The following is a 23,031-nucleotide window of genomic DNA, read 5'->3' as shown; positions in this document are numbered from 1 at the left end:
ATCTACCAAAACGGCAGCCAAACTTTGCATATTGATCATGGATGACTTCGATAACAAATTGATCACGCTGCTGCGCCATAACGCGCGGCGAAGCGTCTCCGACCTGGCGGCCGAGCTTGGCGTCTCCCGTGCCACCGTGCGGGCGCGCATGGAGAAGCTGGAAAAGAGCGGCGGCATCATCGGCTACACGGTCATCCTGCGGGCGGATGCAGTGGAACTGCCGGTACGCGGCATCATGATGATCGAGATCGAGGGCCATGTGACCGACAGGGTCATCAAAGGCCTTGGAGGCTTCCCGGAGATTTCGGCGGTACACACCACGAACGGGCGCTGGGACCTGATCGTCGAACTGGGCGCGGCAACGCTTGCCGAGCTGGACAGCGTCCTGCGCCGCATCAGGCTCGTTCAGGGCATTACCGCGAGCGAAACCAATCTTCTGCTGGCAACACCTCGCAGCACGAAGGCGCGGCTCTAACTGAAACGAGGCAGCGGCGAGAGCGCCGGAAACAAAGCGTTCGAATGCGGGTTCCAACGCAAACGCGGCCGCCTTGCTCAGGCAGGTTTCGGCGGAGGCTCCACCGCATAGTGGCGCTGACCCCGCCGGCACAGATAGACCTCCCGTTCCGGATGCGCCTCGATGACGAAGCCGGAACTGCGCAGTATCGCCTCCATGGCCGGCCTGTTGGGGATGAACCAGTTGGTGGGATCGGAAGCATAGCGCTCTTCGACGAAGAAAAGCTTCGGATAGTCCGGCCGGTCGAACAGCGCCCATTCCGAAAAGTCGTAGTTTTCCCCAAGCTCCGGTACGCGCTCGTCGCCGCGCTGAAGGCACTGGAACAGCATCTGATCACCGACGACGTGCTCGTACAGCAGGTCGAGCGCCAGCAAGGGATGGCGCAGGTGGTAGAGAACGCCCATGAAGATCACGAGATCAAACTTCTCGCCAATCTTACCGACATCGTAGACCGACATCTGGCGGAACTCGACATCGACGCCTGTCTGCTCCGCCACGAACCGCGCCTGCCGCAGATAATGCGGATCGGCATCAATGCCCAACACCCGGCCCGCATTGCGCTTTTTCATTTCGAAGGAATAGAAGCCCGCATTGCAGCCAACATCCAGCACGCTGCGGCCTTCCAAATCCTCCGGCATCACATGCTGGAAGCCGCGCCACTTGAAGGCCGGATAGTTCCCCAGGAAATGATCCGGCGCCGTCGGGATGCCCCTGATATCGATGTTCTGGAACCAGGGACCTAGTTCGGAAATCTGTCGCTCAAGCTCGTGGTCATGCCTTTTTTGCGCGTGCATGCCTCAGGCTCCGATCGACAATTCCTTGGTGAGGTCAGGCCGTTGCTGTGCCCGGACAGTCTTCGGGCGAGACCCACGCTCGGCCAGCGCAGAGATGAACCAGTCGGCCGTCTGCTGCAGGCCTTCCGCAAGCGCGATCTTTGGCTCCCAGCCGAGCAATTGCTGCGCGCGGCTGATATCCGGACGGCGGCGCTGCGGATCGTCCATTGGCAAGGGCCGATAAACGATCTCGGATGCGGTTGGAACCATGGCCACCACCATCTCCGCCAGTTCGTTGATGGTGAACTCGCCGGGATTACCGATATTGACCGGTACGCCCGGATTCGGATCGACATCCATCAGCGCCATCAGCCCTGCCACTAGGTCGGTCACGAAGCAGAAGGAGCGCGTCTGTTCGCCGCTGCCGTAGATGGTGAGCGGGCTTCCGGAGATGGCCTGAACCAGGAGGTTGGACACGATGCGACCGTCATTGGGCTGCATGCGCGGGCCATAAGTATTGAAGATGCGCACCACACGGGCGTCCGTGCGGCCGGCCCGAAGCATGTCGAAGCAAAGGGCTTCGGCAGCGCGCTTGCCCTCGTCGTAACAGGCGCGTGGTCCGGTGCAGCTCACATTGCCACGGTAATCCTCGCGCTGCGGATGCTCTTCCGGGTCGCCATAGACTTCGCTGGTCGAGGCCTGCAGGAAGGAGGCGCCGTGACGCTCCGCAATCGACAGCAGGTTCGCCGTTCCCGTGACGCAGGTCATCATCGTGTGCATAGGATCCGCCTGGTACTGCGGCGGCGAAGCGGCGCAGGCAAGATTGTAGACCTGATCCACCGGCTCATCGATGTCGAAGAGACCACAGATATCCTTCTCGATCAGGCGAAAATTCGGATGATTTTCCAGCGGCCGGACATTGGCTTTGGAGCCTGTCAGGAAACTGTCGACGCAGATCACCCTGTTCCCCCGCAGCAGCAGCGAGTCGCACAGATGCGAGCCGACAAATCCGGCACCGCCGGCCACGAGGATGGTCTTGGTCTTTCCGTCACGAACTCGCTGCAACATCACGTTCTCCTCACTCCTCATGCTGAAACTGTGTCGAGCGCTGGGGCTCGTTGCGACAGGCGCTCCGGCAGACCCTCCAGCGCCGACACCAACTGCTTTGCTCGGGCAGCGCCGGTGTGCGACTGCATCACCCGAACTTTGGCAGCAAGACTCATGGCCTTCCGGTGCTGCTCGTCCATCTGCGTCAACGCCTTGACGACATCCTCGCCGCTGCGGGCAATGCAGACCGCCTCGCCGTCCGGAAAGACCTCGTCCAGGCCGCGCCAATAGTCGCTGATGATAGGTGTGCCGCAGGCGGCCGCTTCGAACAGCCGCACGCTCGGTGACCACCCGGCCGCAATCATGTCGGCGCGGGTCACGTTCAGGGTAAATCTTTGCCGGCTATAGAAGCTTGGGTGGTCGTGAGGCGGCAGGTGGTCGATCAGCTCCACATTGGACGGCCATTCGATCGTCGTAGGATATTGCGGCCCCGCGACCACGAAGCGCAGATGCGGCAAGGCGCGCGCCGGCTCGATCAGCAGGCGCTCAAGCGTGGGCTGGCGATCCGGGCTGTAGGTGCCGAGATAGCCGAGGTCCCATTCCTGAGGCTCACCGGTATTGTAGTAGCGTTCCGCGTCCACGGAGCAGTAGAGGTCCACTGCTTGGCGGGCGTGGTAGTCCCGTTCCAACCTTGTCAGCACCTCGCCGCCGGAAAACGAGAAATAGGCGTCGAAGACCGGGATCTGCTCCAGCGCCAGATATTCCTCCTCGCCACGATCGAGCTTGGCCAGCGTCACGGGCGTGTCGATATCGTAGAAGCACAGCCGCCTCGGCGACAGCGCCGCCACCGCATCGATGACCGCCACGCCCTCCGGCACGTAGGAACCGATGATCACCGCATCGGCAGACTGGATCGCGCCGCCAAATTTGCCCGTCAGCTCGGCCAAGGCCGAATAATATTCAAGCTGGCAGAAATCGGGGGCAGGCAGGTCGCGCTGGCTGGCATACCAAGGGACGTCCCGCTCCAGGAACAGCACCCGATGCCCCTGCTGGTTCAGCCCGCGGATAAGCGCACGAAACGTCGTGGCGTGGCCGTTTCCCCAGGAGGAGGACAGCGACAGCCCGATGACCACGATGTCGAGGGGCTTGGTCATTCGGCGGCCTCCATCCGCTGGGCGGCATGCGCCCGGAAGATGGCATCGACGGTAACGGCGCGGCTCGCATAGGTGTGGTCGGCCAGCACCCGGTCCAGAGATTTCCTGCCGATGAGCTGCGCCCTTTCGGTCGTCAGACCTGCCAGAACATCCACCACATCCTGGCCGTCACGGGCTACCAGAACCTCCTCGTCCGGCTTCAGGAACAGTTCTATCCCTTCCCAGTAGTCGGTGATGAGGCAGGCACCGGCACCGGCCGCTTCGAACACGCGGGTCGCCGGCGAGAAGCCGTTTTCCGCCATGCTGGCACGCGAAATGTTGAGCACAGCTTTCGGCGTCACGTTGAAGGCGTTGTGATCCCGGGTCGAGACATGGCCGATATAGTTGACATTGTCGGCCATCGGCTTGTCGCTCCAGCCGGAGCCGCCGAGCAGGAAGTTTGTGCTTGGCAGCCTTGCCGCCGGCTCCAGGAAGAAATGCTCGACACGAGCCTCCCGGTCCGGCAGGCGATTTCCAAGAAAGCCGAGATCGGCGGCAAACCTGGTATCCGCAGCCACCGGATGATGCGTCATCGGGTCGAGCGCATTGTAGATGGGGATACAGTCACGCGCGCCGAGCGAACGATAGGCATTCACGACCGGATCGCCGCCGCCATAGGTCAGCACGAGATCGATTGCAGAAAGCGCCTGGCGCAGCGGATGATCGGGAGATGCGCGCAACTCGCCAAGCGTCGCCGGCGCGTCCACGTCCCAGAAGGTCTTCAGCGCGGAAGGTCTGGCGGCACGCAGAACTTCGTCCAGCAAGAGATCGTCTTCGAAGCCGACACCGCTTGCCTTGACGACGATATCCGCCTCGCCTGCCCGTGCGGCGACGGTCTTCAGCGCATCGATCGTTCCGTCATAGACCACGACCCTGCACCATTCCGGCGGATCGATATCGCGGTTCTTTTGACGATCGTAGACGTCCGGCTCATAGAAGGTGATGTCGTAGCCTTTCTCAGCGAGCGCCCGCAGCAAGCCCCGGTAATAGGTGGCCGCACCATTCCAGTAGGCAGAGACAAGGCTGGAACCGTAAAAGGCGATCTTCATTCTGCAGCCTCCAGGGATACGAGTTTCCGGGTAACGCGATCTGTCCCGCAATCCGCCAGGATGGAGAGAAGCTCATCCACGCGATGGCGGCAGGTGTGGCGGGCAAGCAGGGTTTCGCAACCTGACCGGGCGAGCGAGGCGGCAAAATCGGAGTCCGAAAGCACGTCGCGCAACTGCGCCTTCATCTCTTCGCCACTGTGGACGATCAGATAGTCCTCGCCTGGCCGGAACAGATGTTCAACATCGTCCCAGGGTGCGGAGATCAAGGGAATGCCGCAGGCCAGGGCCTCGAACGGCCGGATGGTAGGAATGCCCGGTAGGTTCTGCACATAGGGGCGGCGAGGAATATGGACCGTCACACGATGTTGGGCAAAGGCGTGGGGAACGCGAGCATTGGCGATCCAGCCGCCGAAGGTGACGCCGGCATCCTTCAGGGCCTGCAGCGCATGCTCCGGATAGCGAACGCCATGGACGAGTGCGTGCAGTTCAAGATCCTTGGCCGGCTTGACAAGGAACTCAAGGATCTCGCCCGACCGCTCGTCGTCGCCCCAATTGCCGACCCAGATCAGGTCGCCCGTCTTGTCCACCTCCGGCATCGGCTTGAACAGGCTGTCGTCGGCCGCTTCATGCCAGGTGAAGACCGTGCTGCCCCATCCGGCCGCAAGATAGCGTTGGCGCAGCGTCTCCCCGAAGGCAAGGATGCCGTCGTAGTCGCGCAACCTCAGCCCGGCAATATCGGCCTCGGATGAGACGGCACGGTGATGCGTGTCGTGAAAAAGCAGCGTGAACTGTCGGCCCTCAGCCCGGATGCGGCCGATCTGGGCCACAAGCGCCGGCTCCGTCCATTCATGCACGACGACGACATCCGCTCCATCCAATGCCGCTTCGTGATCGAAATCAGTATCGTAGATTTCGGAACGCAGCTCCGGGAAAATGGTGGCGAAATCCGCAGGCGCTGCCTTTCCCTGGTCTTGTAGAAGGTTGCTGCGGCTCCATGAATCGGAAGGCTCGAGCGCCACGGCCTCATGCCCGCGCCGGATCAGATCGCGCATCACGCCGCGCAGGAAATGCGCATTGCCATGGTTCCAGTCAGAGATCAGCGAGTGGGTATAGAAAACGAACTTCATGATCACTCCGCAGCTGAAAGCGTGGAATTGCGGCGAAGAAGACCCGCATAGAGGCCGGACATGGCTTTCGCCTGTGACGCGAGGTCGTACCGGCGAGAGCGTTCCGCCGCCTTCGCTGCCATCTGCGCCCGCAGCTTTGTGTCATCGATCAGCTGGTTCACCGCCGCCGTAAATGCTGCGCTATCCTGCGGGTCCGCAAACAAGGCAGCATCTGCCCAGAGCTCGCGGTAGGTCGGAATATCGGCAAGTACCAGGGCATTGTGAACCCGGGCCGCCTCGAGCGCCGCAAGGCCGAAGGGCTCGTAAAGCGAGGGCGATACGAAGATCGACGAACGACGCATCAGCGCCATGACCTCGTCATGTGCCAATTCGCCACGATGGTCGGCGTGGCGGATCGGCAGGAACTGCCTATCAGGCCCACGGTTGGAACCAGCCATGACCACCGGCCAGGTGATGGCGCCTGCAGCCTTGTCAAGGACCCGACCATTCTTGCCGTCGTCCCACCAGCGCCCAGCCGCGACGATGAAATCATTCTTGATGGGACGGGAGGTCTCTGTCCTGCTGGCATTATGAACCACATGAAGATTGCCGATGGTGCCGTAAGCTTCCTCCAGCATAGCGGCATGGCTGCGGCTTGGTGCCAGCACGAGGTCGGCGCGATCCAGGCCACGGCGGTTGATGCCACGATGCCAGACCCAATCCGCAGGAACCTCCTCGCCACGCACGCCGGCAAACCAGGTGACCACGCAGGAATGCGACATGACCACGACCGGAAGATCCGTGTCCAGCAAAGCTGCCTGCGAAGGCAGGTTGAGATGCAGGATATCTACCTTCTCAGCCCGCGCGACTTCTGCGATCCGAGGTCCGACTTCGGCCAGATCCCGCTCTTCCTTCACCATCCAATCCAGGGACAGGTCGAGCCAAAGCAGCGGACCTAGCGCGCTTGCTTCCTGCCGCTGCTCTTCCGATGGCTGCGGACCGAGCCCCGCAAACATGAACTCGAAGCCAAGCGGGCGCAGGGCCGCCGCCAGATCCATGGCGTACCGCCAGACGCCGCCAACGGCATCGATCGTCATGAGGATACGGGCAACGCTGGCCTGTTCCGGGTCCGTCATGCCGAGACCTTCCGCTTTTCCTCCTGAAGCACCGAGCGGCCGCCGAAGCGGTTGTCAGCCAGCCATTCGGCAAGGTGTTTCAGGCCGTCGCGCCAGTGGACGTCCGCTTCCCAGCCCAGCTGACGTTCCAGCAGGCGCGTATCGGCCACGAAATAATACTGGTCGCCGGCCCGCCAGTCGCCAAACTCGGTGTGCAAAGGCCGGCCCGTCAGCTTCTCGATTTCACGCAGCACGCTGAGAATGCTGACCGCATTCAGGGGGCCGCCGCCGAGGTTGAAGGCATGTCCCTTGACGCTCTCGATGGATGCAAGAAGCCCGCGATAGGCTGCCACTGCGTCATCCACATGCAGGATGTCGCGAACCTGTTTGCCGTCGCCATAGATCGAGATTTCCTCTCCCGACAACGCGCGGATAAGAAAATGGGCCACCCAACCCTGATCTTCCGTGCCAAACTGGCGCGGGCCGTAGATGCAGCTCATCCGCAGGACCGCCGTTGGCAGGTCATAGGACTTGGCATAATCGAGCACATACTGATCGGCGACGCCTTTGGAACATCCATACGGCGTGCAGAAATTGATGGGGCGGTCCTCGCCGATCCCGTATGCCCGGATGTCCTGATTGGCCGGAATGTAACGGTCGTCCATCTCAAGCATCTGCACGTCTTCCAACGCGCCATAAACCTTGTTGGTGCTGGCAAAGATCACCGGCGCCTGCTTACCCGCCTTGCGGACGGATTCGAGCACGTTGATCGTGCCGCGGGCATTGGCTTCGAAATCGTCCAGCGGGTGCACGAGACTTGTGGTTACGGCAGTTTGGGCTGCAAAATGGAAAACGGCTTTCGCGTCGGCAAAAGCTGCTTCGATGCCTCGCAGGTCCCGCACATCAGCCAGCACGGGATGGACCCGAGCGCCATGGCGCTCCGTCAACCAGGCAAGGTTCTGATCGACACCGGGGCGCCCTAGATTGTCGAGGATGATGACATCCTCACCATCCTGCAGGAAACTGTCCGCGAGGTTCGACCCGATGAACCCACTGCCGCCGGTGACGACGATGGGCGACGCGCCGGTCGATAGATTGGGCGCGGCAAGTTTCGCAACCTCTTCGAGACGCGAAACGCCGCCCTCGAGAAGAAGACGGGCCAAGAGCTTCGGCTGGTTGTCATGGCTGACGGCACCGAGATGGTAATGGCGCAGATCGAACCAGAGGCCTTCCTGAACCGGCACATCGGGCGCTACGTCCTGCCAGGAATACCAATACATGCGGTCTGCCGGGACGCTCAGCGCCTTCATGAAGCGGCGCGCCTGCTCCATCTCGTCGCTGCGCCAGGTCGAATAGCCTGTTTCCGTAATCCAGATCTGCGCATCCGCATTGAAGCGATCGAGGATCCTGCGCATTTCGCCCAGGTGCATGTCCCAGCCGCCCCAGGATCCTTCCTCGCTGTCCCAGGTGCCTGGAAAGCCATGGAAACCAACCGCGTCGCAGACGTTCAATACACCCCGTTCGCCCATGAGATTGAGCCAGAAGGGATCGAAAGGACATGGCCCCCCAAGAACCGTTTTGAACCCTCTCTGTCTGGCCCAGTATGCCGCGCCGCCGATCATCTCGGAGAACAGCAGAAAATCGCCGTCGTCGCGCCAGTCCCAGTCGAGCAGGTTGTTGGGCTCGTTCCAAAGCTCGACATGGGTGAAGTGCTTGCCGTAGCGCGTCAGCACGTGATCCAGAAAATCGGCATAGGACTTGAGGTTGCGCGGTGCGCCGTTGGCCCGGCCGGTTCGCGACATGGACGGCGGCGTGTAATGAAGGCATGGCAGGAGATCGATCTGGCTGCCGAGCTGCGGCATCAGCCAGTCGAACCACTCTTCGCCGCCAGGCGCCAGATATTCAGCCCAGGACAGATGGGTGCGCAGATAGCTGGCGCCGCTGGCGATGATCTGGGGAAGAAGGCGTTCTGTCCGTTCGTATTCCCCAGGCCGAAACCATTCGACAAAGCCATACTCGCGGGACTGCTGATCGCCTTCAGACTGGGATACCGTCACGATACGAGCCCCCTCTCTTCCAGCTGCCGTTTCATTTCGGCGCCGCGGTCGATGGCGCCGGTGCTGCGCACCCATTCGGCGAAGGGACCGAGCGAGTTTTCCAGCCGATGTTGGGGTTCAAAGCCAAGAAGCTCGCGGGCCTTGGAGATATCGGCGAAGCAGTTGCGGATATCGCCGGAGCGCGCCTTGTTCATGATATCGGGAGCAATGTCCGGCACACCCATGGCATCTGCCAGAAGGGCGGCGACCTCAGCAATCGTATAGGCCTGGCCGCTGCCGATATTGATGACATGGCCGCTGGCTGCGGGTTTTTCCAAGGCAAGGCGAAAGGCGCGAGCCACGTCGCGGACATGCACAAAATCGCGCCGTTGGCGGCCATCTTCGAAGATCATCGGCGGCTGCCCGTTGGCAAGCCGCGAGGCGAAATTGGCGAGTACGCCCGTATAGGGATTGGACAGGGCCTGGCCTGCACCGAAGACGTTGAACAGGCGGAGCGCCACCGCTTCCACGCCATAGGCCTCGCCGAAGATGAGGACCTGTTTTTCCTGCGCATATTTGGTGAGGGCATAAATGGAGGCCAGATCGACCGGTTTCTCCTCGTCTGTCGGCACCGGAACAAGATCTTCACCATCAGGCCCGGTTGCCGCCCACTGGCCCGCCTTTATCCGTTCCGCCTTGCGCCGCACCAGATCAAGCGAAATTCCGTTCTTGGTCTGATAGCGTCCTTCGCCGTAAACGCTCATCGAGGACGCGACGACGATGCGCTTGATCTTCTTGCCGATCATCGCCTCTAGAAGAACTGCGGTGCCGAGGTCGTTGCCGCCGACATAACGCGCGATCTCGTACATGGATTGGCCGACGCCCACCTCGGCGGCAAGATGCAGGACGCCATCGACATTCTCCAGCGCCTTCTCCACGATCGCCTTGTCTCGCACGTCGCCGCGAATGACCTCGGCACCATCGGGAACGGCAGCTTCCGCATCCGCGTGAACCTGGTCTATCATCGCGTCGAGAATGCGAACCTGATAGCCGCTGCCAAGAAGCTCCTCGGCCACGTGTCGGCCGATAAAACCACAACCACCAGTCACAAGAATTACTGCCATTGGATGTCCTGGATGCGAGAGAAAGACGAGATAACCGCCCTCCGAACCGGCTCTGGAACATAAAGTTCCTTCTTCAATGACATCTTTGTCTTCAATGACATCCGAGGGAACGGCGCCCAAAGCGGAGCCACGGCAACGTCTCGTCGCTCAGGTAGTTGACCCCGCCGTTCTCAGAACCAGATCCTTTCCGGAACGACGAAGAAAGCAGGGCCGCCACAACGACGCAGGCAACCTCACATAGCTTCTTCAACATCTTCATCTTCTTCCGGAACTATCCCTTGCCAAGGCAGTTCGGCCGTTGATCTCTCGATGTTCCCGCGGAAAGGCGACCGATGAATATGATGGCGAAAGCCGGAACGGATCTTATGCGCGCAGCAATAATTACCGGCCCGGGAAAATTGATCGTCGATACCGTGCCACTGCCAGCACCCCAAGCTGGTCAGGTCCGCATCCGCCTGCAAGGATGTGGCGTCTGTGCGTCCAACCTCACCCCATGGTCGGGTCCGGAATGGATGAAATTCCCGACGGAACCGGGGGGTCTCGGCCATGAAGGCTGGGGCCATGTCGATGCCGTCGGTCCCGGCGTGTCTTCCGTCAACGTCGGCGATCGCGTCGCCGCCCTCAGCTACCATGCCTATGCAACCCACGACATTGCCGATGAAGCCATGGTGGTAAAGCTGCCGGCGGCATTGGACGGACAGCCTTTTCCTGGCGAGCCGTTAGGATGCGCCATGAACATCTTCAACCGCAGCGATATAAAAGCCGGTCAGACGGTGGCAATCGTCGGCATCGGCTTCCTTGGCTCCCTCCTCACCCAGCTTGCCTCCAGGGCCGGAGCCCGCGTCATCGCCATTTCCCGCCGCTCGGAATCGCTTCAGATCGCCCGCCGCATGGGAGCCGCCGAAACCATTGTCATGGACGATCACTGGCGCATCATCGAGGATGTCCGGACGACGACGGAGGGACGCTTCTGCGACCGCGTCATCGAGGCTGTCGGCAAGCAGTGGCCGTTGGATCTCGCAGCCGAGCTGACCCGCGAACGAGGCCGTCTCATCATTGCCGGCTACCATCAGGATGGACCACGGCAGGTCAACATGCAGCTGTGGAACTGGCGCGGGCTGGACGTCATCAACGCCCATGAACGCGATCCTGCCATCTACATGGACGGCATTCGTCAGGCGATCGACGCGGTCGTCGAAGGCCGGCTCGATCCCAGTCCGCTTTACACGAACCGCTATTTGCTGGAGGAACTGGGCGCGGCGCTGGATGCCACGCGCGACAGGCCCGGCGCCTTCCTCAAGGCACTGGTGACTTATCCATGAACGAGATGATGTCCGAAAACCAGGTCGTCGGTCAGACGACATTGCTGCGGCTTGGCTTCCTCGGGGTCGGCTGGATCGGTCGCCACCGGATGAAGGCAATATTGGATACCGGCCTGGCGCGGGCCGTCGCCATTTCCGATCCGTCGCCTGAGATGGCAGAGGAAGCGCGCAAGCTCGCGCCCGATGCAGCCATGGTGGATGGGCTTGAAGAGCTTCTTCGCCATGATCTGGACGGCATCGTGATCGCCACCCCAAGCGCCTTGCATGCGCAACAGTCAGTCGAGGCGCTGAGCGCCGGGGTCGCCGTTTTCTGTCAGAAGCCGCTCGGTCGATCGGGCGGCGAGGTCGCCGCAGTCATCGAAGCTGCAAAGACTACAGACCGGCTGCTCGATGTGGATCTCTCCTACAGGCAGACGACAGGACTTGGCCAGATCCGGGAACTCGTTCGGGCGGGCGCTCTCGGCCATGTCTTTGCTGCGGACCTGACCTTCCACAATGCCTATGGGCCGGACAAACCATGGTTCTACGATCGTGCCCTCTCGGGCGGCGGTTGCGTCATGGATCTCGGCGTCCATCTGATCGACATGGCGCTATGGTGCCTGGATTTCCCCGCCGTCAGACACATCACCAGCCAGCTTATGGCAGGCGGCAAACCCCTAGACGCACTGGCAGACAGCGTCGAGGACTATGCAGTTGCAACCATCACGCTGGAAACCGGCATAGTTGTACGGATTACCTGCTCTTGGAGGCTGCAGGCTGGCCAGGACGCCGTGATCGATGCCAGGTTCTTCGGCACGGAAGGCGGCGCCTCCATGCACAATGTTGGCGGTTCCTTCTATGATTTCATGACAGAGCGCTTTCGCGGGACCAGCCGGGAGATTCTCGCAGAGCCACCGGAGGATTGGGGTGGTCGGGCGGCCGCCGCCTGGGCAAGCCGTCTTGCGCAAAGCGGAGCCTATGATCCGGCCTGCGAATCCATCCTGAAGGTTACGGAAACGCTGGACGGGATCTACAAGGCTGCCAGCACGTGACATTGAGCGGCTGCCCAGTCGGCACCTAAATCATAAAGGTACTGAGAGCCTTGATCCCGCAAGTTTCGCTATACGAAACCAAGGGACATATGTCCCTAAGGATGCAACCATCGCCGACGAAGGCTTAAGGGACGTTTTGCGGAGCCAGACTATTTCAAGGTGGTGGCGACAGATGCCCCCTGCACCACCGGAGAAACGGTCGTGCCGATGAGGGACGAGAACTTCCGAATCTCCGCCAGAGAGGAATTGGCGATGTAGACCAAGTCTCCACTCTTCACCCTGAAGCTTTTCAAGATGAAGAAGCCACTCGGGTCTTTCAGGTCAATCTGATAGATGACGTTGACGGTTCCGTCCGAGTGCATCGCCCGCGCGGTCGGCACGAACCGGCGTACCTCCTGAACAGGTTCTCGGCGATAAATAAATACGCCCTTGGCATTGGCGCGGTCGTCGTTGAGACCGCCAACCTTTGCGAGCGCCTGGTTGAGATAAAGCTGCGATTCATCGAACTGAAGCGAGGCATTCGCCATCGTCGCGCCAAAGACCGTAAAGCTGCGGGGTTGGCGAATGAGGGTAATCACATCATTCGGTTGAACATAGATGTTCTCGCGCGGATCCGAGATCAGCTTCTCCATCGGAATGGTCTCGGTCCGCATTCCTCGCGTGATCTGCACCGCCAATTGGTGCGATTCCATCCGCGGCCCGCCTGCAGTGGCAATCGCGTCTATCAGGCGCTGACCGCCGGCATCGAGCGAAATTCGGCCGCTCTTTGCGACCTCGCCCGTCACGGTAACGGTATTGGAATTATTCTTCACGACATTCACGAGCACTTGAGGCTCGACGGCCATGCCGGACAAGGCCTTCTCAATCTGAGCCTTCACCTGCTGCGGCGTGTGGCCCGCCGCCCGCACCGCACCAGCATAAGGCACGACGATCATGCCATCCTCAGAAACCGGCTGCTCCGGTATCTGTGCGCCGCTTTGTTTGCTCGTACCCGCAGAAAACAAACCGTTCTCAGACGCTTCCCATATCGAAACAATGACCGTATCGCCCACGCCTATGGTGGAAGAACTTCCCTTGCGGGCCGATCCGAAGGCGACAGCCAGAGGCTTTTCCTGTGTAGTCGACAGGAGATCGGCAACTGTCTGCGTAACGTTGATCAGGACATAAGGCGTATCGACGGTCTGGGAGCCCTTCTGGATCTCGCCGGCACTTGGTCCCGAGCTTGGGATCACGGTGCAGGAGGTCGCCAAAGAACAAAGAGCCACTGCTGATGCGAGCATCAAACGTTTATGAGAGTGCATACATTTTTACTCTTAGCAGTAACCATAAGGCGCTCCCCCGAGCGTGAGCATCAGTACCCTACTGGGAAAGCTTGATCAACCGAGAATTCCATTCTCGAATTGGAGCTCCCATTATCATATAGAACACAGGGGTTAATGCTTTTTGTTAAAGAAGAATATGACCCCGCACCGGCGCCATACTGCCTGACGGAGAATCAGTCGCCATGTCTGCTTTAAGATGGGAAATGGTTCAAAAGCGGGCCATCGCTTTCATATTTTATAATGTCAGCGGCGGTTGCCAAGACGACGAAGTTCATCGCATTGGATCGATCCCCTGAGCTGTTCTGTGTTCGACTGTCTTTGGGATTTGGTACGCTCGCGCCAGCGGTCCGGTTCTGTCGGAGCAGTGCTTCGCCAGTCGATCGGTCTTTTTACTAAAGCCAGACTCGGCTTATTTCAGAGACCTAAAAGATAAAGCAATGATATCCTCGATTATGGAACTAAACACACGACGTATGAGCATTATCATATCGCCATCACTTTGAAGGTCAGCGCCGGGGGGCGAGCGCGAAGGCGAATAGCAAAGACCATCCTCTTTCGTCTGCAAATGGAAAATTCCGTTCCTTTCTTTCGTCTGCCCAGCCGACTTAAAAGAGAGATAGCACTCGCGCTTGGACCTGCTGTTCCCGGTGAGGCTGCTGTTCCCCTCTGGAGGTTTTGACCTTCAAACTCAAGGCATCGGTTTTCGATGCCCTTTTTTTTGACCGGATGGCGCTCCCTGCCCGCATCTTTGGCGTGAAATGTCCCTTATTCGTCTGCTGACGGCATCGACCAGGGCCACCGACACCGTATGCTGCTTCCATATCAATCGGAGGATCTGTCCAGATGCCGCAAGACACCGCCCTACTCGTCATCGACGCCCAGGAATCATTTCGTCACCGCAACTATTTTCGCGATCAGGAACTCGGCCCCTATCTCGAGCACCAACAGTCGCTGATCGACGGCGCCAAGGCTGCCGGAATTCGGATCGTGCAGATCTTTCATGTCGAGAACACCGGCCTGTTTTCAGTAGCCTCCGGCTTCGTAAAAACTCTTGCCCCGCTCAGCATCGCGCCGGATGCCGTCTTTCACAAGCAGCGCCACAGCGCTCTTGTCGGCAGCGGGCTGGACGTCTGGCTAACCGAAAACGGAATCAGGCGGCTGATCGTCTCCGGCATCCGCACCGAGCAGTGCTGCGAAACCACCACGCGCCACGCTTCGGATCTCGGTTACCAGGTCGATTACGTGGGTGAAGCCACACTGACCTTCCCGATGACTGATGCGACCGGTCCGCCGCCGAGATCCGCGCCCGCACCGAACTGGTGCTGGCAGGCCGTTTCGCACGGATTGCGACCGTCGCCGAAGCGCTGGAATTCAGCAGGGAGAAGGCCGCCGCATGAGCACCCCCGGGCAACCACGGTGTATTCCGGTTTTCGTGGTTGTACCGCCGCGCGCTCTGCTGCTCGACATTGCCGGCCCGGTCGAAGTGCTGCGACGGGCAAACCTGGAGCAGTCGGCAGTCCGGTTCGACATCTCCTATGTCGGACCTGCGCCCGAGGTTCACAGTTCCGTCGGTCTGGCACTGGCCGGGATCGCACCCTTGCCGACCGCGCTTCCGCAGTGCGGTTTCGTGATAGTGTCAGGCGCCGTCGACGAACCCCTGCCTGCCGGGTCCCTGCCAGGCGACCCACTGCTTGCACGGCCCTTCAGCCGATCCGCCGATGAAGACCTGGAAAGGCAGATCGTCGGCTGGCTATCGGACACCATTCGACCGGGCACCACCTTGCTGACCATCTGCTCAGGCGCCCTGCTCGCGGCTCGGGCGGGCCTTCTCGAAGGTTACGAATGCACCACGCATCACACGATGTTGCCGGACCTCGTCCGGCTGGCACCGACCGCCAAGGTGCGCGACAACCGCCTGTTCGTGGAGGACGGCGAGCGGCTGACCAGCGCCGGCGTCACGACCGGCATCGATCTCATGCTGTCCGTCGTCGCGCGCGAGGCTGGTCATCCCGCGGCGCTCGCCGCGGCACGAACGCTTGTCATCTATCTTCGCCGGGCCGGCGGTGATCCGCAGCTTTCGCCATGGCTGCAGGGACGCAGCCACCTCCACCAGGCGCTTCACCGGGTCCAGGACGCGATCGGCGCCGAGCCGGCCCGGGACTGGTCCGTCGAACGGCTGGCCAGCATTGCGACGACCAGCCCGCGCAACCTGTCCCGGCTGTTCAACGAACACGTCGGCATGAGCGTGACGGATTACGTCAACCGGACACGCATTGCGCTGGCCCGGGAACTGGTGACCGGTTCACGCCTCGACATGGAAATGGTCGCCGAGCGCGCCGGCTTTTCCTCGGCACGGCAGTTCCGCAGGGTATGGAACCGGCTGAACGAGATGCCTCCGGTGAAGATGCGGGACAGCTCCCGGCAACTCTGATGCGCCGCATCCTCCGGCAGGTTCCCTCTGTCGGATCCAATGAGCATCATTGTTAAGCCGCGTTTAAAATGAGCAATTGCGTTCCGTAATGCGGAATATAACCTCCCAGCCGGTCAGGTCGGGGCTGATCAACATGCCACGCGACGATAGAAGGGACACTCCAACTTTGCGCAAAGCCGGACATTCCAACCTGGGTGCCAAAGCCGGTGCCTCGAAAACAGTAATCTATCAATAGACGTCAGCGGAAGAAGCAGCTCTTCTCTTTCGGACAAGCCTGGCGCGGTCCCCAGGGCCTGATCGAGCTCAAACCGCGGTCGGCACATCAGCGGACCCAGCAAAATCGCTGCGGCGAAACTTGAACTGACTGCCGAAATGCCGATCGGATAACCGGTCACCTTGACCGAACAGCCGGTGACGCAACGAGCCGTCTTCGTAGGCGGTCCTGTAGGCGCCGCGCGACTGAAGCTCGGGCACGACGACATCGATGAAGGTCTCGAAACTCTCCGGCACGACGGTTCGGGTCAGGTTGAAACCGTCGACGCCGCTTTCTTCTACCCAGCGGATCAGTTCTTCCGCCACCTTGCCTCCGTCGCCGACGATCAGCGGATAGCGGCCGCCGATCGCCAGTTCCTTCAACAGTTGCCGCTTCGACCAGCCCTTCTGCCGGGCAAGTTGCGTAACCGACTGGATCGCGTTGCCCGTGCCATACTGGATCTCCTCGTCGAGATCGAAGCGCGAGAAATCGATACCGGTACCGGCCGAGAAATGCGCAAGGCCCGCCTCGGGGCTTGCGTGATCGAGATAGTCGGAGAGGGTTTCCTCGGCCTCGGCCTGCGTCCTGCCGGTCACGACGGTGATGCCGATGAAGATCTTGATCTCGTCGGCCCGTCGCCCTGCCGCAACCGCCTCGTCGCGCAGTGCCTGCACCACCGCACGCGCGGACACCGGGTCCGTGGCGTTGATGAAGATGCATTCGGCATGGCGCCCGGCGAATGTCCTGCCGCGACCGGAACTGCCGGCCTGGTAGAGCACCGGCGTACGCTGGCGCGACGGCTCGGCCAGATGGTAGGCCTGTGCCTTGTAATAGGGGCCGTCGTGGAAGATCTCGCGCACGCGCGACGGCTCTGCAAAGATCCGCCTCTCCCTGTCGAGGACGACGGCATGGTCATCCCAACTGCCTTCCCAAAGCTTGTAGAGCAGTTCGAGATAATCGTCTGCGCGATCGTACCGATCGTCATGATCGTTCAGGCCGGCCTGCCCCAGGGCGCGGGCGGCGCTGTCGAGATAGCCGGTGACGATGTTCCAGCCGATCCGACCGCCGGTAAGGTGGTCGAGCGTCGACATACGCCTTGCAAAGGTAAACGGATGCTCGACGCTTGTATTGACCGTCACGCCGAAGCCGAGGTTTTCGGTGACGCCGGCCATGGCCGAAACGATCAGCGTCGGATCGTTGACCGGAAGCTGGATGGACTCCTTCAAGGTTAGGTCGACCGAACCGGCATAAACGTCATAGACCCCAACGATGTCGGCGAGGAAAATGCCGTCGAACAGACCACGCTCCAGCGTCCTTGCCAGGTCGGTCCAATAGGACAAGGTCTTGTACTCGTGCGACCGGTCACGCGGATGGGTCCAGAGTCCGTGGTTGATATGGCCAACGCTGTTCATGTTGAACGCGTTGAGCAGAATCTGCTTGTCTTCGGGCATCGGCTCTTATCGCTCCTTGACGGTTCAGATAGCGCCGTGGCGCGGAGGCAGCGTGCCGTTAAGATAGTAGCGGCCGACCGCCTGGTATTTCCAACGCACCGGATCGTGAAGCGTATGCGTCCGGACATTGCGCCAGTGGCGATCGTAATTGTCGTCGGCCATGGTCGAGGACGTGCCGGAGAGCTCGAACAGCTTGTTGGCGGCGAGCAGGCCGGCCTTCGTCGTCAGGATCTTCGCTTCGGCGACAGCGATCGAGGCGGCGGCCACGTTCTCAGCATCCGGTGCCTGCATGGCGACATCGACGAAGGTCGCCGCCCGCTCGACCAGGGCCTCGGCCGCCCTCAGCCGCAATTTCACCTGGCCGACCTCGGCAAGCGTCAGCGGATCGTCCGATGCCCGATCGACCTTGGCGTCGATCCAGGGACGCGACCGGGTGCGGACGAAGTCGAGCATGTCGCGATAGGCGCCCTGCCCGATGCCAAGGTCGATCGCCGCGTGGATGATCTGCGCCAACGGGCCGATCGAGGTGGGGCGATCGAAGGAATCCTGGAACTGGATGACCCAGTCTGCGTCGACCGGAACCCGGTCGAAACGCACCGTGCCGCTGCCGGTCACCCTTTGGCCAAAACCGTCCCAGTCGTCATGGACGGTGACGCCCGGCGCCGTGCGCGGCACGAAGACGACGTAAAGCCGCTCGGCACCGTTTTCCTGCCTTACGACCAGCGTCGGGATCCAGTGTGCGTATATCGCGCCGGTGCAATAGTACTTGGTGCCGTCGACGAACAGCCGGCCGCCGTCCTCTACAAGCCGGGTGCGGCGCTTGAAATCCTTGTGGCCGATCTCGGCCAGCGCATTGCCGGTGCGCTCGCCGGCCAGGACACGCTCGTAGAAGAATCGCTTCTGAGTCTCGCTGCCGCCGACGCGAAGCACTTCCAGAGAGTAATAATGGTTTTGCGGAATCTGCGACAACGAACCGTCGGCCGCGCCGATGATCGACGTGACCTTCGCAAGAGTGGACGAGGATACGCCGGCACCACCATAGGCCCTCGGCACGCTGATGCCCCAGAGGCCGGTTGCGACGAAGTCGTCCAGTTCCTGCCAGGGCAGCAGCCGTTCCGCATCGCGTTTCGATGACGTGGCACGCAGTCTTTCGGCAAAATCATGCGCTGCAGCGATCGCCTCTTCATTGGAAACGATCAGATGCGGACGTCGCGACGGCGGAGCCGCGGGCGCGGCGATGGGGGCGTCTGTCATTGGCGGCATCCTGGCGTTCAGTTCCACTGATGGCGGGCCGGAAGGACGCCGTTCAGTTCGTAATTGCCGATCAGGTGATACTTCCAGCGGACCGGATCGTGCAGCGTATGAACCCGCGCATTGCGCCAATGCCTATCGAGCCCGTGTCTCGAACGGGTCGCGGCGGAGCCTGCGAGATCGAACAGCTTCTCGCTCGCTTCAAGGGCGATCTCGGTCGTCAGGATCTTCGCTTCCGCAACGGCAACCGACGCACGCGCGCTGCTTTCGGCCGTTACCGGCTCGGCGGCAACGGCGTCGATCGTCCGCCCGGCGTCGTAAAGCAGTTCCTGGGCGGCATGCAGGCTGGTGGCCAAAGCCCCCACTTCCTGCAGGATGGTCTGATCGTCCGTGGCACTCTGCAAGCCCGAATCCGTCCACGGCCGCGCATGATCGCGGACGAAAGCCAGCATGTCGTCAAAGGCGGCGCGCGCAATCCCGGCATCGATCGCCGCCTGGATCAGCTGCGAAATCGGCCCCGCAAGCCCCGCCCTGTCGGCAAAGGCATGGACCGGCAGCACCAGCAGCGGATCGACAGGAGCATCGGCAAATTCGACCGATCCGCTAGCGGTGGTCCGTTGACCGAAGGAATTCCAGTCATCGATGACGGTCAGGCACGGACTGTCGTAACGCGCCCAGGCCTGGACGGCCCTGCCCTCGTCGTCAAGCGCGCGGGTCGGAATGTAGTGCGCGAAGATGGCGCCGGTCGAATAGAAGCGCCGCCCGCTCAGCCGCAGGCCTTGCGGCGTCTGCGTCAGGCGCGTGGTCGCAATATTGACCGCCTTGGTACTGCGCTCCGGGCCAGCATTGCCGATGCGATAGCCGGCGAGGACGTCGCCATAGATCCGCTCTTTCTGTTCTGCCGTTCCGATATCCTCGACAAGGGCGAGCACCCCGAACTGGTTCTGAGGGATCTGGCCGAGCGCAGGATCGGCAGCGCAGAGGATCTCGAAGACCTTTGCCATCGTTTCATAGGAAACGCCGGCGCCGCCATAGGCCTTGGGCACCGTGATGGCCCCGAGGCCACTTGCCGTATAGGCTTCGACCTCGTCCCATGGCAGCAGGCGATGGCGGTCGCGGTTCGCCGCACCGTCGCGGAATGTCCGCGCAAGCGTCTCGGCAATCGCCAGGGCGTCAATATCCCTCGCGATACGGTGCACAGGAGAAGGTGGCAGAGGTCGCGCCGGCGTCTTGCCTGCAGGATCGATCACGGTCGAACGGTTGGACGATGCTGTCATGAAACGGAACCTTGGTTCTCTGATGTGCCTACCGGGCCCGCAGCCTGCGTACCGCAAAATCTCCCGCGAACTGAACCGCGCAGACAATAACGATCAGGATGGCGATCACCACCAGCATCACGGTGGTATCGAAGCGCTGGTAGCCGTAGCGGATCGCCACGTCGCCAAGCCCGCCGGCACCGATCACACCCGCCATGGCGGAGGCGCCGATCATCGAGACGATGGTGATCGTGAAGCCGCCCACCAGCCCAGGCAGCGCCTCCGGCAGCAGGACATGGCGAATGATGTGCCAGCGGCGACAGCCGACGGCCTGGGCAGCCTCGATCAGGCCGTGATCGACCTCCCGCAGACTGACCTCGGCGATGCGCGCAAAGAAGGGCGTCGCGCTGATCGACAGCGGCACGACCGCGGCCCATACGCCTATCGTCGTTCCGGTCACCAGCCGCGTGAAGGGCAGAAGCGCGACCATGAGTACGACGAAGGGCGTCGCGCGGAAGCCGTTGATGAGGCCACCGATCAGACGGTTGGCGCGCGGTGCCTGGATGAGGCCGCCCTGTGCGGACATGACGAGAAAGACGGCAAGCGGAATGCCGGCTGCAAGCGCGATGAACGTCGAAGCGCCGACCATGGTCAGCGTGTCGAGAAAGGCGTGCCAGAGGCGATCAATCATCTGCGGCGACATAGCCGACAATCCTTGTGTGATTGGCAAGCAACGGGTTTGAGATCACCGCCGCCAGATCGTTTCGGTACGGAACGTTCATGAGAATGCGTCCGCTCAGATGCCCCTGTATGCGGTCAAGATCGCTCTGCACCAGCCGGGCGCCGATGCCGAGCGCCGTGGAAATCCGCGCAAGATCGAGTTCATTATCGCCGGTGCCGGTGAACGAGAGTTCGACGATCGCGCGGCACGGCTGGCCGTCCAGCGGTGCCGGTCGAATGAGTTCGGCAAGATCCGCCGGCAGACCGCGGCTCAGCGGCGCCAGCAGGGCACGGGTCGCTTCGTGCCGGGGATTTCCGAAGACCTGCCATACGTCTCCGCTTTCGGCCACCTCACCGCCTTCGAGAATGAGGACCTCGTCGCAGATCTCACGGATGACGCTCATCTCATGGGTGATGAGAACGATGGTCAAGCCAAGCCGGCGATTGATGTCTTTCAGGAGCTTGAGGATCGACAGTGTCGTCTCGGGGTCCAGCGCCGATGTCGCCTCGTCGCAGAGCAGGATCTGCGGACGGCTGACGAGCGCCCGGGCGATGCCGACCCGTTGCTTTTGCCCGCCCGAAAGCCGGGATGGATAGGTATTCTCCTTGCCCTCAAGCCCGACCAGTTTCAACACATCCGCCACCCGTTGGCGGATGTCTTCACGAGGGACTTTCGCGACCACCAGAGGCAGCGCAATATTTGCAAATACCGTCTTGGCAGACAGGAGATTGAAATGCTGGAAGATCATCCCGACCCGGCGCCGCAGCCGGACGAGGTCGTCTTCATCCAGCGCCGCGACATCCTCGTCATCGACCAGGACACGCCCGTCGGTCGGCCGTTCGAGCCGGTTGACGGTCCTCAACAGGCTCGACTTTCCGGCACCCGAGCGTCCAATGATACCGAAAATCGTACCCGCCGGAATGTCGACGGAAATGCCCTTCAGCGCATCGACCGGACCGGCAGACGACAAATAGGTCTTGCGAACCGCCTCGAAGCGGACGGAGCCGGACGCTCCCTTCGAAGGGGGCGCCTCAGTCGATACGGCATCATTGCGCACACGCTCGGGCGTCCTGTGCGGAACCTCGAAGGCTGCGTCGAAAAATGCCGTGTTCATGGTCACCACGCGATCGTGTAGAGCTTCGGATTGTTGGCGAAGCCCTTGGCGATCGCCTCGCGGACGACCTTAGAGGTCTGGTAAAGCTCGACCACCTTCTTTAGCGCCGGATTGTCGGCCTTGGCCTTGTTGGCTGCAAAAACGATGGCGAACTGCTTGTCGTCGATGCCCGAGAAAATCAGCGCCGAGCCGGGATCGAACGTCTTTGCCGCAATGATGAAATGCGGATAGCCGAGCGCAAGATCGACGTCACCGGTGACGCGTGCAAGCTGAGGTCCCTCAACCTCCTTGAAGGTCACGTGCTTCGGGTTCTCGATGATATCGTCGAGCGTGCCCCGGAATCCGACGCCATCCTTCAGCGTGATGAGCCCGCCGCGCTGCAGCAGCAGAAGCCCACGGCCCTGGTTGACGGGGTCGTTGGCGATTGCCACGACCGCCCCATCCGGCACGCTGGCGAAATCCTTGTACTTCAGCGAATAGATGCCGATATTGGCGAGTGTCCCCACCCCGATCGGCACGATCTCATAGCTCTTCTGCTTGACCGCGTTGTCGAGGAAGGGCTTGTGCTGGAAATAGTTCAGGTCCAGGTCTCCGGCCTGGAGCGCCTCGTTGGGCGTCGTCCAGTCGCTGAATTCGATGACTTGCAGATCGATTCCTTGGGCCTTGGCCTCCGGCACGAGCGCTTCGACGGAATCGCCATACACGCCCGGCACCACGCCGATCTTGACTGTCTCCGCAAGCACTGGCGTGGCCGCTGCGATCAGCACAGCCGTCAGGATGGAAAGAAGTTTCATGTTACCCTCTCGATGGATTTACTGTCTGCACACTGGATAGTTTTCGTGGGCTTTGAGAGGGAAGTCTTTCTGATCAGAAACCAGAACAGGAAAAATCTTGCTGCCGTGAGCGGTTTTCCGGGAAGGTC

Annotated in this window: 19 protein-coding genes and 1 pseudogene; 5 read left to right on the top strand and 15 right to left on the bottom strand. The window is 61.3% G+C overall.

The features are described from left to right. The first annotated feature begins 37 nt into the window (after positions 1 to 37). Positions 38 to 475 carry an Lrp/AsnC family transcriptional regulator gene (locus EPK99_RS21190; RefSeq protein ID WP_128445092.1) on the top strand — a complete coding sequence of 146 codons (438 nt, stop codon included), beginning with the start codon at positions 38 to 40 and terminating at the stop codon, positions 473 to 475. A 77-nt stretch (positions 476 to 552) separates the two neighbouring features. Here EPK99_RS21190 and EPK99_RS21185 read toward each other — a convergent pair whose 3' ends face one another. Genes EPK99_RS21185 through EPK99_RS21150 form a run of 8 tightly spaced genes read right to left on the bottom strand, consistent with a single transcriptional unit; the run spans position 553 to position 9,957 of the window. After that, complete coding sequence (locus EPK99_RS21185) at positions 553 to 1,308, bottom strand: TIGR04290 family methyltransferase (protein WP_128445091.1); 756 nt, start codon at positions 1,306 to 1,308, stop codon at positions 553 to 555. Between the two features lie 3 nt (positions 1,309 to 1,311). Then, the gene (locus EPK99_RS21180) at positions 1,312 to 2,355 is read right to left on the bottom strand and encodes a UDP-glucuronic acid decarboxylase family protein (protein ID WP_128445090.1); all 1,044 of its coding nucleotides are present in this window, start codon (positions 2,353 to 2,355) and stop codon (positions 1,312 to 1,314) included. A gap of 17 nt (positions 2,356 to 2,372) precedes the next feature. Further along, entirely contained in the window at positions 2,373 to 3,488 is a 1,116-nt protein-coding gene (locus tag EPK99_RS21175; RefSeq protein WP_128445089.1) for a CgeB family protein, read from the bottom strand. After that, on the bottom strand, positions 3,485 to 4,576 hold the full coding sequence (locus tag EPK99_RS21170) for a CgeB family protein (RefSeq protein WP_128445088.1): 1,092 nt from the start codon (positions 4,574 to 4,576) through the stop codon (positions 3,485 to 3,487). The genes EPK99_RS21175 and EPK99_RS21170 overlap by 4 nt, the downstream gene beginning before the upstream one ends. Further along, positions 4,573 to 5,703, bottom strand: coding sequence for a CgeB family protein (locus tag EPK99_RS21165; RefSeq protein WP_128445087.1), 1,131 nt, complete (start codon positions 5,701 to 5,703; stop codon positions 4,573 to 4,575). Before EPK99_RS21165 ends, EPK99_RS21170 begins: the two co-directional genes overlap by 4 nt. A 2-nt stretch (positions 5,704 to 5,705) precedes the next feature. After that, the gene (locus EPK99_RS21160; protein WP_245582519.1) at positions 5,706 to 6,818 is read right to left on the bottom strand and encodes a glycosyltransferase family 4 protein; all 1,113 of its coding nucleotides are present in this window, start codon (positions 6,816 to 6,818) and stop codon (positions 5,706 to 5,708) included. Further along, positions 6,815 to 8,854, bottom strand: coding sequence for an NAD-dependent epimerase/dehydratase family protein (locus tag EPK99_RS21155; protein WP_245582518.1), 2,040 nt, complete (start codon positions 8,852 to 8,854; stop codon positions 6,815 to 6,817). The genes EPK99_RS21160 and EPK99_RS21155 overlap by 4 nt, the downstream gene beginning before the upstream one ends. Then, complete coding sequence (locus tag EPK99_RS21150; protein WP_128445085.1) at positions 8,851 to 9,957, bottom strand: NAD-dependent epimerase/dehydratase family protein; 1,107 nt, start codon at positions 9,955 to 9,957, stop codon at positions 8,851 to 8,853. The genes EPK99_RS21155 and EPK99_RS21150 overlap by 4 nt, the downstream gene beginning before the upstream one ends. 332 nt (positions 9,958 to 10,289) lie before the next feature. Here EPK99_RS21150 and EPK99_RS21145 point away from each other — a divergent pair, with 332 nt between their 5' ends. Together EPK99_RS21145 and EPK99_RS21140 are read left to right on the top strand one after the other, a co-directional pair. Next, complete coding sequence (locus EPK99_RS21145; RefSeq protein WP_128445084.1) at positions 10,290 to 11,279, top strand: MDR/zinc-dependent alcohol dehydrogenase-like family protein; 990 nt, start codon at positions 10,290 to 10,292, stop codon at positions 11,277 to 11,279. Next, positions 11,276 to 12,310 (top strand): Gfo/Idh/MocA family protein, encoded by a 1,035-nt coding sequence (locus EPK99_RS21140; RefSeq protein ID WP_128445083.1) that lies wholly within the window; start codon positions 11,276 to 11,278, stop codon positions 12,308 to 12,310. The genes EPK99_RS21145 and EPK99_RS21140 overlap by 4 nt, the downstream gene beginning before the upstream one ends. A gap of 149 nt (positions 12,311 to 12,459) precedes the next feature. On the opposite strand, the gene EPK99_RS21135 is transcribed toward EPK99_RS21140, so the two are convergent. Then, a complete protein-coding gene (locus EPK99_RS21135) occupies positions 12,460 to 13,590 on the bottom strand; it encodes a polysaccharide biosynthesis/export family protein (RefSeq protein ID WP_281033485.1) in 1,131 nt (376 codons plus the stop codon). Positions 13,591 to 14,475: 885 nt separating this feature from the next. Between EPK99_RS21135 and EPK99_RS21130 the strand changes: the two are divergent. Then, positions 14,476 to 15,029, top strand: a pseudogene (locus EPK99_RS21130) (isochorismatase family protein). After that, positions 15,026 to 16,063: a GlxA family transcriptional regulator gene (locus EPK99_RS21125; RefSeq protein ID WP_128445081.1), complete on the top strand. Its 1,038-nt coding sequence runs from the start codon at positions 15,026 to 15,028 to the stop codon at positions 16,061 to 16,063. Before EPK99_RS21130 ends, EPK99_RS21125 begins: the two are co-directional and overlap by 4 nt. A 303-nt stretch (positions 16,064 to 16,366) precedes the next feature. On the opposite strand, the gene EPK99_RS21120 is transcribed toward EPK99_RS21125, so the two are convergent. The 6 genes from EPK99_RS21120 to EPK99_RS21095 are packed head-to-tail and all read right to left on the bottom strand — an operon-like array spanning position 16,367 to position 22,903. Continuing rightward, entirely contained in the window at positions 16,367 to 17,767 is a 1,401-nt protein-coding gene (locus EPK99_RS21120) for an LLM class flavin-dependent oxidoreductase (RefSeq protein ID WP_128445080.1), read from the bottom strand. Between the two features lie 24 nt (positions 17,768 to 17,791). Then, positions 17,792 to 19,021 (bottom strand): SfnB family sulfur acquisition oxidoreductase, encoded by a 1,230-nt coding sequence (locus EPK99_RS21115; protein WP_128445079.1) that lies wholly within the window; start codon positions 19,019 to 19,021, stop codon positions 17,792 to 17,794. Positions 19,022 to 19,038: 17 nt separating this feature from the next. Further along, positions 19,039 to 20,295, bottom strand: coding sequence for an SfnB family sulfur acquisition oxidoreductase (locus EPK99_RS21110; RefSeq protein ID WP_128445078.1), 1,257 nt, complete (start codon positions 20,293 to 20,295; stop codon positions 19,039 to 19,041). A 28-nt stretch (positions 20,296 to 20,323) separates the two neighbouring features. Next, positions 20,324 to 20,977, bottom strand: a complete 654-nt coding sequence (locus EPK99_RS21105) for a methionine ABC transporter permease (RefSeq protein WP_128445077.1) — start codon at positions 20,975 to 20,977, stop codon at positions 20,324 to 20,326. Beyond that, complete coding sequence (locus EPK99_RS21100) at positions 20,958 to 22,109, bottom strand: methionine ABC transporter ATP-binding protein (RefSeq protein ID WP_128445076.1); 1,152 nt, start codon at positions 22,107 to 22,109, stop codon at positions 20,958 to 20,960. Before EPK99_RS21100 ends, EPK99_RS21105 begins: the two co-directional genes overlap by 20 nt. 2 nt (positions 22,110 to 22,111) lie before the next feature. After that, complete coding sequence (locus tag EPK99_RS21095) at positions 22,112 to 22,903, bottom strand: MetQ/NlpA family ABC transporter substrate-binding protein (RefSeq protein WP_128445075.1); 792 nt, start codon at positions 22,901 to 22,903, stop codon at positions 22,112 to 22,114. Between the last annotated feature and the right edge of the window lie 128 nt (positions 22,904 to 23,031).

The sequence above is a fragment of the Neorhizobium lilium genome, assembly GCF_004053875.1.
Taxonomy (GTDB): Bacteria; Pseudomonadota; Alphaproteobacteria; order Rhizobiales; family Rhizobiaceae; genus Neorhizobium; species Neorhizobium lilii.
This window is presented reverse-complemented; position numbering and strand designations above follow the sequence as displayed.

Coding starts and splice junctions, on each gene's coding strand:
- EPK99_RS21120 (WP_128445080.1), bottom strand. CDS start 17,767: ATGCCCGAAGACAAGCAGATTCTGCTCAACGCGTTCAACATGAACAGC.
- EPK99_RS21180 (WP_128445090.1), bottom strand. CDS start 2,355: ATGTTGCAGCGAGTTCGTGACGGAAAGACCAAGACCATCCTCGTGGCC.
- EPK99_RS21105 (WP_128445077.1), bottom strand. CDS start 20,977: ATGTCGCCGCAGATGATTGATCGCCTCTGGCACGCCTTTCTCGACACG.
- EPK99_RS21115 (WP_128445079.1), bottom strand. CDS start 19,021: ATGACAGACGCCCCCATCGCCGCGCCCGCGGCTCCGCCGTCGCGACGT.
- EPK99_RS21160 (WP_245582519.1), bottom strand. CDS start 6,818: ATGACGGACCCGGAACAGGCCAGCGTTGCCCGTATCCTCATGACGATC.
- EPK99_RS21150 (WP_128445085.1), bottom strand. CDS start 9,957: ATGGCAGTAATTCTTGTGACTGGTGGTTGTGGTTTTATCGGCCGACAC.
- EPK99_RS21135 (WP_281033485.1), bottom strand. CDS start 13,590: ATGCTCGCATCAGCAGTGGCTCTTTGTTCTTTGGCGACCTCCTGCACC.
- EPK99_RS21170 (WP_128445088.1), bottom strand. CDS start 4,576: ATGAAGATCGCCTTTTACGGTTCCAGCCTTGTCTCTGCCTACTGGAAT.
- EPK99_RS21185 (WP_128445091.1), bottom strand. CDS start 1,308: ATGCACGCGCAAAAAAGGCATGACCACGAGCTTGAGCGACAGATTTCC.
- EPK99_RS21100 (WP_128445076.1), bottom strand. CDS start 22,109: ATGAACACGGCATTTTTCGACGCAGCCTTCGAGGTTCCGCACAGGACG.
- EPK99_RS21190 (WP_128445092.1), top strand. CDS start 38: ATGGATGACTTCGATAACAAATTGATCACGCTGCTGCGCCATAACGCG.
- EPK99_RS21165 (WP_128445087.1), bottom strand. CDS start 5,703: ATGAAGTTCGTTTTCTATACCCACTCGCTGATCTCTGACTGGAACCAT.
- EPK99_RS21125 (WP_128445081.1), top strand. CDS start 15,026: ATGAGCACCCCCGGGCAACCACGGTGTATTCCGGTTTTCGTGGTTGTA.
- EPK99_RS21110 (WP_128445078.1), bottom strand. CDS start 20,295: ATGACAGCATCGTCCAACCGTTCGACCGTGATCGATCCTGCAGGCAAG.
- EPK99_RS21140 (WP_128445083.1), top strand. CDS start 11,276: ATGAACGAGATGATGTCCGAAAACCAGGTCGTCGGTCAGACGACATTG.
- EPK99_RS21095 (WP_128445075.1), bottom strand. CDS start 22,903: ATGAAACTTCTTTCCATCCTGACGGCTGTGCTGATCGCAGCGGCCACG.
- EPK99_RS21145 (WP_128445084.1), top strand. CDS start 10,290: ATGAATATGATGGCGAAAGCCGGAACGGATCTTATGCGCGCAGCAATA.
- EPK99_RS21175 (WP_128445089.1), bottom strand. CDS start 3,488: ATGACCAAGCCCCTCGACATCGTGGTCATCGGGCTGTCGCTGTCCTCC.